We start from the raw sequence: 12,282 nt of genomic DNA, 5'->3' as shown, positions 1-12,282 counted from the left end.
GATGGCACGGATGATGAAGGTTGCGATTGTCGATGACGAAGAGGATATGCGTCAGTCGATCAGCCAGTGGCTGGCTCTGTCGGGGTTTGACACCGAAGCCTATGCCAGTGCCGAAGATGCGCTGAAGGCGATCGGCGCCGATTGGCCGGGGGTGGTGATTTCCGATATACGGATGCCGGGCATGGACGGGATGGCCTTTCTGAAACGCCTGATGGGGATCGATTCGGGGCTGCCCGTGATCATGATCACCGGGCATGGCGATGTGCCGATGGCCGTCGAGGCGATGCGGCTGGGGGCCATGGATTTCATGGAAAAGCCCTTCAATCCAGACCGGATGACCGAACTGGCCAAACGCGCGACCAATGCCCGGCGGATGACGCTGGACAACCGCGCGCTGCGCCGCGATCTGGCCGAAGGCGCGCAGGTGATGGGCAAGCTGATCGGCACCTCGCCCGCGATGGAGCGGCTGCGCGAGGATATCCTCGATCTGGGGCAGGCTGATGGCCATGTGCTGATCGACGGCGAAACCGGCACCGGCAAGACGCTGGTGGCGCATGCGCTGCATGCGGTGGGACCGCGGGCGGGCAGGAAATTCGTGGTGGTCAGCTGCGCCGCCTATTCCGAAGACCTGCTGGCGGCGCGGCTGTTTGGCCCGGTCGAAGAGGGCGGCGCGCTGCCGCTGGTGGAAGAGGCGCGCGGCGGCACGCTGTGCCTTGAGGATATCGAGGCGCTGAGCCAGCCGTTGCAGGCCCGCCTGCTGACCTTCATCAACGATCAGGGCAGCCCCGCCGAAACCCGGATCATCGCGATCTGCAACACCCATGGCGAGGGCCGAACCGTAGAAGATGCGCTGCGCCCCGATCTTTACTATCGGCTGGCCGCGCTGAAGATCCTGCTGCCGCCGCTGCGGACGCGGGGCGAGGATATTCTGACGCTGTTCACCCGGATGACCGAGCAATTCGCCGATGAATACGGCTGCGAAGCGCCCCAGATCACCGCACAGGAGGCGGCGCAACTGTTGCAGGCGCCCTGGCCCGGAAACGTGCGTCAGTTGATCAATGTGGCCGAGCGCGCGGTGCTGCAAAATCGCCGCGGCACCGGCTCCATCGCCTCGCTGCTGATGGCCGAGAACGAAGAGGCCGGCCCCGCGATGACCACCGAGGGCAAGCCGCTCAAGGAATATGTCGAGAGCTTTGAAAAGATGCTGATCGACAACACGATGCGCCGCCACAAGGGTTCGATCACCGCGGTGATGGATGAATTGTGCCTGCCGCGCCGCACGCTGAACGAAAAGATGGCGAAATATGGCCTGAGCCGGGGCGATTACCTTTAACCCGGCGCCGACATCAGCCCTGCCAGATCAAGCGTCACCACGCCGCCGCCGATCAGCGCAAGCGAGATCAGGCTCAGCCGCCAGCCCGCGCGCACCATTTCCGGCACGCTGACCCGGCCACTGCCGAAGACGATGGCATTGGGCGGCGTCGCCACCGGCAGCATGAAGGCGCAAGATGCCGCCAGCGCGACCGGCAGCGTCAGCAACAGCGGGCTTAGCCCGAGGCTGATGGCCAGCGCCCCCGCCAGCGGCACCAGCGTGGCGGCGGTGGCGGTGTTCGAGGTGACATGGCTCAGCGCCATTGCCGCCGTCGCCACCGCGCCCACCAGCAGCCATTCGGGCGCGCCGGTCAGGCCCTGCATCAGCCCGGTCAGATGCGCCGACAGGCCGCTGGCGCCAATCGCCTCGCCCAGGCTCAGCCCGCCGCCGACAAGGATCAGCACCCCCCAGGGCAGATGCAGGGTGTCGTCCCAGTCCAGCAGCGGGCGCCGGCTGGCGCGGTCGGCCGGGATCGCGAACAACGCCAGCCCGCCCAGCACCGCAATGGCCGCATCAGTCAGGTGCAGCCCCGGCAAGACCGCCACCAGCGCCGGGCGCAGCACCCAGGCCAGCGCCACCGCGGCAAAGATCGCGGCCACCCGGCGCTCGGCCCCGCGCATCGGACCCAACGCTGCCCGGCGCTCGGCCAGCAGGTCTGCGATCCCGTCCACCGGCGCAGCCGGAACCGGAAAGGCCCAGCGGCACAGCACCAGCCAGCACGCCGCCAACAGCACCGCCGACAATGGCAGCGCAAAGACCATCCACTCCAGAAAGCCGATCTCGATGCCCCAGCTTTCGGCCAGAAAGGCCGCCAGCAGCGCATTGGGCGGGGTGCCGATCAGCGTTGCCATGCCGCCGATATTGGCGCCAAAGGCGATGCCCAGCATCAGCGCGGTGCCGATCGGGCGCGCGCGCTCGGGCGGTGTGGGCCCGGCCTCGATCATGGCCAGCACCGAAACCCCGATCGGCAGCATCAGCGCCGCGGTGGCGGTGTTCGACACCCACATGCTCAGCGCCGCGGTGGCGGTCATGAAGCCCGCCACCAGATGATCGGGGCGCTGGCCCACCAGCCCGAGGATCACCAGCGCAATGCGCTGATGCAGGTTCCACCGCTGGATCGCCAAAGCGATCAGAAACCCGCCCAGAAACAGGAAAATCAGAGGGTTGGCATAGGGGCTGGCGGTTTCGGCAAAGCTGGCAGTGCCCAGTGTCGGCAGAACCGCCACCGGCAACAGCGCCGTTGCCGCAAGCGGGATCGCCTCGGTCACCCACCACAGCGCCATCAGCACGGTCAGCGCGGCCACCGTCCAGGGCGCGGCGGTCATGCCCTCGGGCGGGCCGATCAGCAGTATCGCGCAAAACAGCAGCGGGCCAAGCACCAGCCCCAGCCGCGCGCGGGCCGGTCCGGTCTTGGCACGCGGGCGCGGGGCTTGGGCGGGGGTGCTGCGCGGGGCAGGGGCGGGGTGTTGCATTGGTCATGTCCGGGGTTAGGCGTTGCGGCCCTTATGCCCCGGATTTGCAAGGATGGCACGACGACCGGATAACACTTTCGCACGATCAGGGATCGGACCGCGGGGCGTATCCCTGGCTGGATGCAGACGCCCTGTCGCCGGACGTGTCATCGCGCGCCGCGCAGGCCGACAGCAGGCGCAGCACCTCTGCATCCGGCACCTGCGCAAATGCGCGGTAATGGGCCCCGACGGCAATGAACGGATCGGGAGTTTCAAGGCAGACCACCGCGTCCACCAGCCCGCGCAGGTCTGCCAGCACCTCGGCGGGGGCGACGGGCACCGCAAGGATCACGCGCGACGGGCCTGTGCGGCGCACCGCGCGGATCGCCGCGCGCAGCGTGGCGCCGGTGGCGATACCATCGTCGATCACGATCACAGTCTTTCCCGCCAAGGGCTGCGGCGGTCGCCCTGCCAGATAGAGGTCGCGGCGGCGGCGCAACTCGTGGCGCTGAACCTCGGCCAGTTCCTCGATCTCGTCCCGGCTCAGGCCCGAGATTGCAGCCAGTTGCGGGTTCAGGATCATTTCTTCCCCGTCCTGCCCGGCGATGGCGCCCAGGGCCACCTCAGGCTCGGCGGGCAGGCCGATCTTGCGCACCATCACGAGATCAAGCGGCAGCCGCAGCACGCGGGCCACCTCGGCTGCAACGGGCACACCGCCGCGGGGCAGGGCCAGCACCACCGCGGGCCGCCGCACCTCGGGCGCCAGACGCGCTGCCAGCCTTTGCCCCGCCTCGGTCCGATCCGTGAACATGGCCCCTCCGGTTTTGCGCGCAGTGGTGTCGGGTCAGCCGGTAACGGGCACCGGCCGCGGCCGCGCCTCGCCTGATCGGGGCCGCGGCTGGTAGCGCGCCAGACCAAGATCGCTTGCGTCGATCTCGGGCGCAAGTCCCGAGACAAGATCGGCCAGCACCCGCCCTGATCCTGCCGCCATCGTCCAGCCCAGCGTGCCGTGGCCGGTGTTCAGGAAGAGGTTTGCCAGCGGCGTGCGGCCCACGACCGGGGTGCCGTCGGGTGTCATCGGCCGCAGCCCGCACCAGAAACTGGCACGCGCGGCATCGCCCGCACCGGGGAACAGATCGCCCACCGACCGCTCCAGCGTGGCGCGGCGGCGGGGGCTGAGGCTCAGATCAAAGCCCGCAATTTCGGCCATGCCGCCCACGCGGATACGGTCGCCCAGCCGGGTGATGGCGATCTTGTAGGTTTCGTCCATCACGGTTGAAACCGGCGCACGGTCGGCGTCGATGATCGGCAGGGTGATCGAATAGCCCTTGACCGGATAGACCGGCAGACGCAGCCCCAATGGCGCCACCAGCGCGGGCGAATGGCTGCCCAGCGCCACCACAAAGGCATCGGCGGTGACAGTGCCCTCGGTGGTCTCGACCGAGACGATCCGGCCCGCCTCGGCATGCAGCCGCACGATCCCTGCGCCATAGCGAAAGACCACGCCCCGCGCCGCCGCCAGATCGGCCAGCGCAGTGGTGAATTTGAAACAATCGCCGGTTTCATCCTGTGGCAGCCGCAGCCCGCCCACGATCTGCGCCCGCGCGGCGGCCAGCCCCGGTTCGGCGGCGATGCAGGCGTCACGATCGAGCACCTCGAAGGGCACCCCGTCGGCGCGCAGCACCTCGATATCCTTGCCCGCGCCATCCAGTTGCTTTTGGCTGCGGAACAGTTGCAACGTGCCCTGCATCCGTTCATCATAGGAAATGCCGGTGTCGGCCCGCAGCGCGATCAGGCAGTCGCGGCTGTAATCAGCCAGCCGGACCATGCGGGCCTTGTTCACGCCATAGGCTGCGGCGGTGCAATTGCCCAGCATCTGCGCCAGCCAACCCAGCTTGGCCAGGTCGGGCCGCGGCGGGATGATCATTGGTGCGTGGCGCTGGAACAGCCATTTCAACGCCTTTAGCGGAATGCCCGGTGCGGCCCAGGGCGCGGAATAGCCCGGCGACACCTCGCCCGCATTGGCAAAGCTGGTTTCCATCGCGGGCGCGGGCTGACGGTCGATCACCGTCACCTCATGGCCTGCCTGCGCCAGATACCAGGCCGAACTGACCCCGATCACACCCGCCCCAAGAACCACGACCTTCATGTCGCCCCCTTTTCCGCCGCTCAGTTTGTCTGCGACTAAGTGTAGCAATCAGCGGCAGAAATGTTCTGCGGAAAACTGGCGCGAAGACGCGACTAGGCCAAAGATAACGCCGAAAAAGTCTATTTAGGCCGAAGAAAAATAGGCCTGTGAACTTTCTGGCGGAATAAATCTTGCTTTCGGGTCGAGACAGGATTCTGCTGCCAGCCCCGGTCACACGGCCGCTCAGCCGTCCAGATCGCTCCACTTCAATTGCGTGTTGCGGGTGACGGCGCGGCTCAGCCTTTTGCCCAGCACCTTGTCGAAGTCATAGCCCGCAATTTCGCCCGAGCCGGGGCGGCGGGCCCAGATGTCGGCCTCGCCGATGACATGGCCCGCGGGCAGGTCGCGGTCGGCCACCACGCTGGCGCGGGCAAAGCGATAGACCGGCTCTTCGGCGGGGGTGCGTTCCTTGGGGTTGTTCGCGGCGATCCAGATTTCGCGGCTGCGGTCGATCAGCAGGCGCAGCTCGGCCGGGTCCATCGAACAGATGATGTCGGGGCCCTTGCGATAGCGCGTGTCAGTGTAGTGCCGTTCCAGGATGCAAGCCCCCAGCGCCACCGAGGCCAGCGCCATTTCGGGCCCGATCGAATGGTCGGAAAAACCCACCACGGCGCGCGGAAAGGCGCGCTGCAATTCGGTCACGCCGCGCAACGATACAATCTCGGGTGGCGAGGGGTAAAGATTGGTACATTCCAGCAGCGCATAGTCCACCCCCGCCGCGTCCAGAATGGCCACACTGGCGCGGAGTGTTTCAATCGTCTGCATGCCGGTGGACAGGATCACCGGCTTGCCCATCCGCGCGATGTGGCGGATCAGCGGCAGGTTGTCGGCCTCGCCCGAGCCGATCTTGAAGGCGGGCACGCCGATCTCGTTCAGGAAATCTGCCGCGGCACGCGAAAATGGCGTAGAAAGATAAATCATTCCAAGGCTTTCGGTAAAGTTCTTCAACTCCACCTCATCCTCGCGCGACAGCGCGCAGGCTGCCATCACATCCCAGATCGAGACATCCGCATTGGGCGGAAAGATCGCCTTCGCCTCATCGGTCATCTCGTCTTCCAGAATGTGCGTCTGATGCTTGACGCATTCGCAGCCCGCAGCATGGGCCAGGCGCACCATCTCTTTGGCAACCTCAAGGCTGCCGCCATGGTTGATCCCGATTTCGGCGATCACAAGGGGCGGCTGGCTGGGCGAAATCTCGCGGTGGGCGATCTTCATGGGCATCTCCTGAGGGTTGATCTGGTGCTGCCCCAGGGTCGCGGCCTTGTCAAGAATTGGGGAAGATGTGGCGCGAAAGACTCGGCCCCGCGGAATTGCGGCGCGCGGGCGGCGCGCGAATTGACGGGCTGCTGACGCTGCGGCAGGGTATCTGCATAATACAATAAACGGGCAGAGCGATACAAATGGCACAATCTGTTTTTCACAGCACCTGCGGAGGGTTCGATTTTCTGGGCCTGCGCAAAGGGCGCGGCGGGGCGGTCGAAATCGTCTATGACGATGGCGTGGCGCGGCGTCTGGTTTGGCGTGTGAGCGGCCCCGCAAACGAGCATCACCTGACCGATGCGCTGTCGCGCGCCGTCAGCACAACCCGCGTTGTTTCGGCGCTTTATGCCGAACTGCGCAGCCGCTCTATTGCGATCGAGGCCGTTGCGCATTGATCTGAAATAAAAAAAGGCCGGGCAAGCCCGGCCGAGGAAGAGGTCCGTCAGGGGACTGCGGAACCTTACTCTTGCCAGAACGGGCGGCTGGCCTCGGCCTCGGCATGTGCCCGGTCAAGTCCGATGTCGCTCAGAAGGCGGTCATCCAGCCGGGCCAGCGCGGCGCGTTCACGGCTGCGCCCCAGCCAGCCGCGCAGCACCTTGATCGGCGCCGGAGCGGACAGGGTGATGAGGCGGCTAACAAGCAGGCTGGACATGGGGCACCTTTTGCGTATTGATACAAAGCGACAGCTTCGGCATGTCTATTGATACAATGGCGGCACAATAGGGTCCAGAGAAACATTGTGATTGATACAAGCTGGCACCCGGACCTGTCCGGGCAGGGCGGGCCAAAATATCTGGCCCTTGGGCGGGCGCTGCGCGATGCGGTGCGCGGTGGCGATCTGGCGCCGGGCACGCGGTTGCCGCCGGTGCGCGAACTGGCGTGGCGACTGGGGATCACGCCGGGCACCGTGGCGCGCGCCTATCAGATCGCCACGCAAGAGGGTCTGCTGGAGGCCGCGGTGGGCCGGGGCACCTTTGTCGCCGCCCGCACCCCGCGGCTGGGGCCAAGCCAGCCGCTTTATATCGACCGCCTTCCCGATCTGGACCGTGCCACCGGCCCGGTGGACCTGCGCGCCCCGCAACTGCCCGACGTTGGGCAGACCGCGGCCATTGCCGCCGTGATGATCGAGGCGGCGGGCCAGATTGCCGCTGATTATCTGGAATACCCCCGCCTGCGCCGCGACCGACCCTGCCGCGAGGCGGTGACGGGCTGGTTGTCGGACCGCCGACTGGGCGCCATCGGCCCCGATGATCTGGTGCTGACGCATGGCGGGCAGAACGGCATCAATATTGTTTTTCAATGCTGCCTGCGTGGCGACCGGCCGGTGGTTCTGGCCGAGGAGCTGGCCTATCCCGGCTTTCGCCACGCCGCCCGACTGAACCGGGCCGAGGTGGTGGGCGTGGCGCTGGATACCGAGGGGATGCGCCCCGAGTCGCTGGATGCCGCCTGCCGTCGCCACGGCGGGCAGGTGGTCTGCATCGCGACCGAGGCGCAGAACCCCACCGCCGTGCGCATGAGCCCCGCGCGCCGCGCCGCGATCGTTGAGGTTGCGCGCCGCCACGACCTGCAAATTCTGGAAGACGACTGCTATACCGTGCCCGGCTCCAGCCTGCCGGCCTTGCGCGAACTGGCGCCCGAACGCTGCTGGCATGTGTCGAGCCTGTCGAAATCCATCTCGGCGGGGTTGCGCTTTGGCGCGGTGGTCTGCCCCACCGGCATGGGTGAGGCCGGGCGGCTGGCCGCACAGCACAGCTATTTCGGGCTGGCGCGGCCGATCACCGATATCGTCACCCGGCTGATGCTGTCGGGGCAGGCGGCGCGGCTGCGCGATGCGGCGCAAGCGGTGATGTCGCGCCGGCTCGACATGGCGGTGGCGGCGCTGGCGGGGCACGATATCACCTGGCAGCCCGGCCTGTCGTTTCTGTGGCTGCGGCTGCCCACCGGCTGGCGTGCTTCTACCTTCACCCGGCTGGCCGAGGCCGAGGGAGTGCTGCTGCGGTCTGCCGATGAATATGCGCTGGTGGACGGGCACGCGCCCAATGCGGTGCGCCTCGCATTGGCGGGCGGCATTTCCGAGGAGCGCTATACCGGGGCGCTGGCACGGCTGGCGCGGTTGCTGGCCAACCCGCCCGGTGATCTGCCGGTATGAGGCCTGCAATGAGCACCGACTGCACCGCCGACTGGACCGACGATCTGATCGAGGCGCTGCTGACCCATTACGTCGGCGGGGCGTGGCGCGCGCCCTTGTCAACCGACATGGCCGATGTGCCGGGCGTGGGGGCGCGGCTGGTGCTGGCGGGGCCTGCCGATTTTGCCCGTGCCGGGGCGGCCGCGGCGGCGGCGCTGCCGGGGTGGGCGGCGCTGGGGCTTGCGGGGCGGGCCGATGCGCTGGCCGGGGTGGCCAGGTCTGGGGCGCCTGCGGGCGCGCCTGGGCTTGCGCTGATCGCGGCGGCGGCGTTGCCCGCCACGGCGCTGGCCCCTGCGGTGACGGGGCGGCTGCTGGCGGGGGCGGCGGTGCTGCTGCTGCCCGATCCTGCGGCGCCCCTGCCCGCGTTGGGGCTGATCCGGGCGCTGCATCGCGCGGCGCTGCCTGCCGGTGTGGTGGCGCTTCTGCACGGCACGGCCGATGCGGCGGCGCGGCATCTGGACCTTCGGCCCCATGACCCGGACCGGAATGCCTGAAAACCGGGCATCCGCTGCAAAATTCCACGTCTTGCCTTGGCCTGCCACCGCGGCCCCCCTTTTCTTGCCCCGCAAGCTGTGCAAACTGAGACGGAACGGGCCCGCAGGGGGGCCGGGTGCCCCTGTGCGCGTTCCGCGCCAGGACCGTGACGAAGAAGGGCGAGCCGATGGCGCTGGGATCACGATGGGACCGTCTAACCCGGTCTGAGGCCTTCAATGGCTATGTGCTGGTCAGCCCGACGGCGATCTACGCGATTCTGATGCTGGCCGCGCCGCTGGCGACGATCGTCGCCTATTCCTTTTTCAAGGATGGCTACCTGACGATCATCCGCGAATTCACGCTGGAAAACTACATCACCACCTGGACCGATCCGGTGTTTCGCGCGGTGATGCTGCGATCTCTGATGGTGTCGGCGATGGTGACGGCGGCCACGGTGCTGCTGGCCTTTCCCATCGCCTACTATGTGTCGTTCCATGTTCCGGCCTCGCGCAAGGCGCGCTGGCTGTTCCTGATCACCATTCCGTTCTGGACCTCGTATCTGATCCGGGTGTTCCTGTGGAAGGTGATCCTGGGCTATAACGGGGTCATCAATTCGGGCCTGATGAACCTTGGCCTGATCGACGAACCGCTGACCTTCATCCTTTACAACGTCAATTCCATCGTGCTGACGCTGGCCCATGCCTATGCGCCCTTTGCGATCCTGCCGATTTTTGTGGCGCTGGAAAAGATTGACCGCGCGCTGCTGGAGGCGGGGCAGGATCTGGGCGAATCCCGGCTGATGACGTTCTGGCGGGTGACGCTGCCGCTGGCGATGCCGGGTGTGGTGGCGGCGGTGCTGATCGTCTTCATTCCAACCATTGGTGATTATGTGACCCCGCAACTGATCGGCGGCGGCAAGATCCCGATGGTGGCCAACCTGATTCAGGCGCGGATGCTGGATCTGGACAACAAGCCGATGGGGTCGGCCATCGCGGTGTCGGCGATGGCGATCGTGACGCTGGTCAGCCTGATCTTTCTGTTCATGAACCGGCGCTTTCTGAGGGGGCAGCGATGAAATTCCCCGCGCTGCGCGCCTATGCGTTGTTCTACCTGCTGTTTCTTTATGCGCCGATCCTGCTGTTGCCGATCTTCGCCTTCAACGACGGCACGATCATCGCCTTTCCGCTGAAAGACTTCACCACCAAGTGGTTCGAGCAGATGTTCACCACCCCCGCGCTGGCGCAGGCGGTGAAAAACTCGCTGATCATTGCGGTGTCATCGTCGATTCTGGCCACGACGCTGGGCATCTTTGCGGCCCGCGCTTCGACGCGCTTTGCCTTTCCGGGCAAGGCGGGGATCGTCGGGCTGATCATGCTGCCGCTGGTGCTGCCCGAAATCATCGTGGCGGTGTCGCTTCTGGTGGTGCTGCTGGGGTTGGGGATCAAGCTGACCACATTTACCGTGATCCTTGGCCATGTTCTGATCTGCACGCCCTATGCGATTGCGATCCTGAACACAGCGTTTTCATCGCTCGACCGCAGCCTCGAAGAGGCGGCCTATGATCTGGGCGAAACGAAATGGTCCACCTTCCGGCTGATCACGCTGCCCTTGGTGATGCCGGGGATCATTTCGTCGGTGCTGATCTCGTTCACCATCAGCCTTGATGAATTCATCATCGCCTTCTTCCTTGCGGGCAGCGAGCCGACGCTTCCGACCTACATCTTTTCGCAACTGCGGTTCCCGAAACAGATCCCGATGATCATGGCCTTGGGCACGGTGCTGGTGCTGATGTCGGTCATCTTGCTGACCATTGCCGAATATTTCCGCCGTCGCGGCATTGCGAAAACCGGCGGCACCGATACCGGAGGTTTCCTGTGACCACCCGCCCGCCGATGATCGAATTTCAGGATGTCCATAAATATTATGGCGACTATCACGCGCTGCGCGGGATCACCGCCACGATCCGCGCCGGCGAGTTCTTTTCGCTGCTTGGCCCGTCGGGCTGCGGCAAGACCACCCTTCTGCGCACCATCGCGGGGTTTGAGGGTATTTCCTCGGGCGCAGTGATGATCGACGGCAAGCATATGGCGCATGTGCCCGCGAACAAGCGGCCCACCAACATGGTGTTCCAGTCTTATGCGATCTTTCCGCATCTGAGCGTGGCCGAGAACGTGGGCTTTGGCCTGCGCCGCGATCCGCGCAGCGCCGCCGAAAAGATCCGCGCGGTCGATGAGGCGCTGGAGATGGTTGGGCTAAAGGGCTATGGAAACCGCGCGGCGCACGCATTGTCGGGTGGGCAGCGCCAGCGGGTTGCGCTGGCGCGCGCGCTGATTCTGAAACCCAAGGTATTGCTGCTGGATGAACCGCTGAGCGCGCTTGACAAGAAGATGCGCGAACAGATGCAGGTCGAACTGATCAAGCTGCAACGTCAGGTCGGCATCACCTTTGTTCTGGTCACCCACGATCAGGAAGAGGCGCTGGTCATGTCGGACCGGATCGCGGTGATGTTCGAGGGCGAAATCGCGCAACTCGACGACCCTGAAACGCTGTATCGCCGCCCCAATTCGCGCCGGGTGGCCGATTTCATCGGGGTGATGAACTTTCTTCCCGCCAAGGTCACGGGCGAATCGAACGGCCATATCTCGATCGAGGCGGGCGGGTTGGGGCAGGTCGATATCGAGGCCGCGCAGGCGCCGGGCAAGATCAGCGGCGGCGAGGCCTGGGTGGGCTTTCGGCCCGAAACGCTGACGATCCTTTATGAAGGTCAGACCGCCATGGACCGCGAAACCCCCGGCACCGTTGAAGAGGTCGTCTATTACGGCGACATGACCTATTACGATGTCCGTCTGGACGGGGTGGACCGGCCCGTGCGCATTTCGATGCGCAACGTCTTTGGCCGCCCGGTGCTGGATATCGGCACCCGCACCCGCGTGGCCTGGTCGCCCGGCGCGCTGGTGCTGTTCCGCTAGGCCAGGGTCTGGTCGCGCAGCCTTTTCGGCAGGCTGGCGCGGATAACCGCGTAAGAGGTGGCGATCCGCTCGGCCAGTTCATCGGGGGGCATGGTGCCCGGCATGATCCGCACCCAGCCGCCCCGCGGCAGATAGGGGGCGGGGGTGGCGCGGCCCATCTCGATCAGCAGGTGCGCGGTCTCGGTGTCGCGGCATTTGACCGACACCCCGCCGCCCATGGTCGAGACGATGGCGAATATCTTGCCCGCCAGTTTCCACACATCGGCCTCGGGACCGAAGGGCTGGCTGCAACTGGCGCCGGGCAGGGCCGCGCAGAGTGCGGTGATGTCAGGATCGCTCATGGCCGCATGATGCGCCCGCGGCGGCGTTTGGGCAATGCC

At 66.1% G+C, this 12,282-nt stretch carries 13 protein-coding genes; 7 read left to right on the top strand and 6 right to left on the bottom strand.

Annotation, left to right across the window (positions count from 1 at the left end):
- Position 1: 1 nt before the first annotated feature.
- Entirely contained in the window at positions 2-1,333 is a 1,332-nt protein-coding gene (locus tag C5F46_RS00410; RefSeq protein WP_107323384.1) for a sigma-54-dependent transcriptional regulator, read from the top strand.
- On the opposite strand, the gene C5F46_RS00405 is transcribed toward C5F46_RS00410, so the two are convergent.
- The 4 genes from C5F46_RS00405 to C5F46_RS00390 all read right to left on the bottom strand — a co-directional run bounded on the left by C5F46_RS00405 (position 1,330) and on the right by C5F46_RS00390 (position 6,226).
- Entirely contained in the window at positions 1,330-2,844 is a 1,515-nt protein-coding gene (locus tag C5F46_RS00405) for an SLC13 family permease (protein WP_107323383.1), read from the bottom strand. The two genes, C5F46_RS00410 and C5F46_RS00405, sit on opposite strands and share 4 nt — an antisense overlap.
- Before the next feature lie 85 nt (positions 2,845-2,929).
- Entirely contained in the window at positions 2,930-3,634 is a 705-nt protein-coding gene (locus tag C5F46_RS00400; RefSeq protein ID WP_107323382.1) for a phosphoribosyltransferase, read from the bottom strand.
- Between the two features lie 33 nt (positions 3,635-3,667).
- Positions 3,668-4,972 (bottom strand): D-amino acid dehydrogenase, encoded by a 1,305-nt coding sequence (locus C5F46_RS00395; RefSeq protein ID WP_107323381.1) that lies wholly within the window; start codon positions 4,970-4,972, stop codon positions 3,668-3,670.
- A 222-nt stretch (positions 4,973-5,194) separates the two neighbouring features.
- The gene (locus C5F46_RS00390) at positions 5,195-6,226 is read right to left on the bottom strand and encodes an N-acetylneuraminate synthase family protein (RefSeq protein ID WP_107323380.1); all 1,032 of its coding nucleotides are present in this window, start codon (positions 6,224-6,226) and stop codon (positions 5,195-5,197) included.
- A gap of 185 nt (positions 6,227-6,411) precedes the next feature.
- Here C5F46_RS00390 and C5F46_RS00385 point away from each other — a divergent pair, with 185 nt between their 5' ends.
- Complete coding sequence (locus tag C5F46_RS00385; protein WP_107323379.1) at positions 6,412-6,666, top strand: hypothetical protein; 255 nt, start codon at positions 6,412-6,414, stop codon at positions 6,664-6,666.
- A 65-nt stretch (positions 6,667-6,731) separates the two neighbouring features.
- On the opposite strand, the gene C5F46_RS00380 is transcribed toward C5F46_RS00385, so the two are convergent.
- Positions 6,732-6,923, bottom strand: coding sequence for a DUF1127 domain-containing protein (locus C5F46_RS00380; RefSeq protein ID WP_107323378.1), 192 nt, complete (start codon positions 6,921-6,923; stop codon positions 6,732-6,734).
- 87 nt (positions 6,924-7,010) lie between these two features.
- Between C5F46_RS00380 and C5F46_RS00375 the strand changes: the two genes are divergently transcribed.
- The 5 genes from C5F46_RS00375 (at position 7,011) to C5F46_RS00355 (ending at position 11,902) form a co-directional block, all read left to right on the top strand.
- The gene (locus C5F46_RS00375) at positions 7,011-8,420 is read left to right on the top strand and encodes an aminotransferase-like domain-containing protein (protein ID WP_107323377.1); all 1,410 of its coding nucleotides are present in this window, start codon (positions 7,011-7,013) and stop codon (positions 8,418-8,420) included.
- 8 nt (positions 8,421-8,428) lie between these two features.
- Positions 8,429-8,953 carry an aldehyde dehydrogenase family protein gene (locus tag C5F46_RS00370; RefSeq protein WP_168796784.1) on the top strand — a complete coding sequence of 175 codons (525 nt, stop codon included), beginning with the start codon at positions 8,429-8,431 and terminating at the stop codon, positions 8,951-8,953.
- Between the two features lie 167 nt (positions 8,954-9,120).
- Positions 9,121-10,008, top strand: a complete 888-nt coding sequence (locus C5F46_RS00365; protein WP_107323375.1) for an ABC transporter permease — start codon at positions 9,121-9,123, stop codon at positions 10,006-10,008.
- Positions 10,005-10,811, top strand: coding sequence for an ABC transporter permease (locus C5F46_RS00360; RefSeq protein ID WP_107323374.1), 807 nt, complete (start codon positions 10,005-10,007; stop codon positions 10,809-10,811). Before C5F46_RS00365 ends, C5F46_RS00360 begins: the two co-directional genes overlap by 4 nt.
- A 14-nt stretch (positions 10,812-10,825) precedes the next feature.
- On the top strand, positions 10,826-11,902 hold the full coding sequence (locus tag C5F46_RS00355; protein ID WP_107323477.1) for an ABC transporter ATP-binding protein: 1,077 nt from the start codon (positions 10,826-10,828) through the stop codon (positions 11,900-11,902).
- Here C5F46_RS00355 and C5F46_RS00350 read toward each other — a convergent pair.
- Positions 11,899-12,243: an MmcQ/YjbR family DNA-binding protein gene (locus C5F46_RS00350; protein ID WP_107323476.1), complete on the bottom strand. Its 345-nt coding sequence runs from the start codon at positions 12,241-12,243 to the stop codon at positions 11,899-11,901. The genes C5F46_RS00355 and C5F46_RS00350 overlap by 4 nt on opposite strands.
- Positions 12,244-12,282 lie beyond the last annotated feature (39 nt).

The sequence above is a fragment of the Phaeovulum veldkampii DSM 11550 genome (genome assembly GCF_003034995.1).
GTDB lineage: Bacteria > Pseudomonadota > Alphaproteobacteria > Rhodobacterales > Rhodobacteraceae > Phaeovulum > Phaeovulum veldkampii.
Note: the sequence above shows the minus strand (reverse complement) of the source record. Positions and strands in the feature narration are given on the sequence as shown.

Coding starts and splice junctions, on each gene's coding strand:
- C5F46_RS00410 (WP_107323384.1), top strand. CDS start 2: ATGGCACGGATGATGAAGGTTGCGATTGTCGATGACGAAGAGGATATG.
- C5F46_RS00405 (WP_107323383.1), bottom strand. CDS start 2,844: ATGCAACACCCCGCCCCTGCCCCGCGCAGCACCCCCGCCCAAGCCCCG.
- C5F46_RS00400 (WP_107323382.1), bottom strand. CDS start 3,634: ATGTTCACGGATCGGACCGAGGCGGGGCAAAGGCTGGCAGCGCGTCTG.
- C5F46_RS00395 (WP_107323381.1), bottom strand. CDS start 4,972: ATGAAGGTCGTGGTTCTTGGGGCGGGTGTGATCGGGGTCAGTTCGGCC.
- C5F46_RS00390 (WP_107323380.1), bottom strand. CDS start 6,226: ATGAAGATCGCCCACCGCGAGATTTCGCCCAGCCAGCCGCCCCTTGTG.
- C5F46_RS00385 (WP_107323379.1), top strand. CDS start 6,412: ATGGCACAATCTGTTTTTCACAGCACCTGCGGAGGGTTCGATTTTCTG.
- C5F46_RS00380 (WP_107323378.1), bottom strand. CDS start 6,923: ATGTCCAGCCTGCTTGTTAGCCGCCTCATCACCCTGTCCGCTCCGGCG.
- C5F46_RS00370 (WP_168796784.1), top strand. CDS start 8,429: ATGAGCACCGACTGCACCGCCGACTGGACCGACGATCTGATCGAGGCG.
- C5F46_RS00365 (WP_107323375.1), top strand. CDS start 9,121: ATGGCGCTGGGATCACGATGGGACCGTCTAACCCGGTCTGAGGCCTTC.
- C5F46_RS00360 (WP_107323374.1), top strand. CDS start 10,005: ATGAAATTCCCCGCGCTGCGCGCCTATGCGTTGTTCTACCTGCTGTTT.
- C5F46_RS00355 (WP_107323477.1), top strand. CDS start 10,826: ATGATCGAATTTCAGGATGTCCATAAATATTATGGCGACTATCACGCG.
- C5F46_RS00350 (WP_107323476.1), bottom strand. CDS start 12,243: ATGAGCGATCCTGACATCACCGCACTCTGCGCGGCCCTGCCCGGCGCC.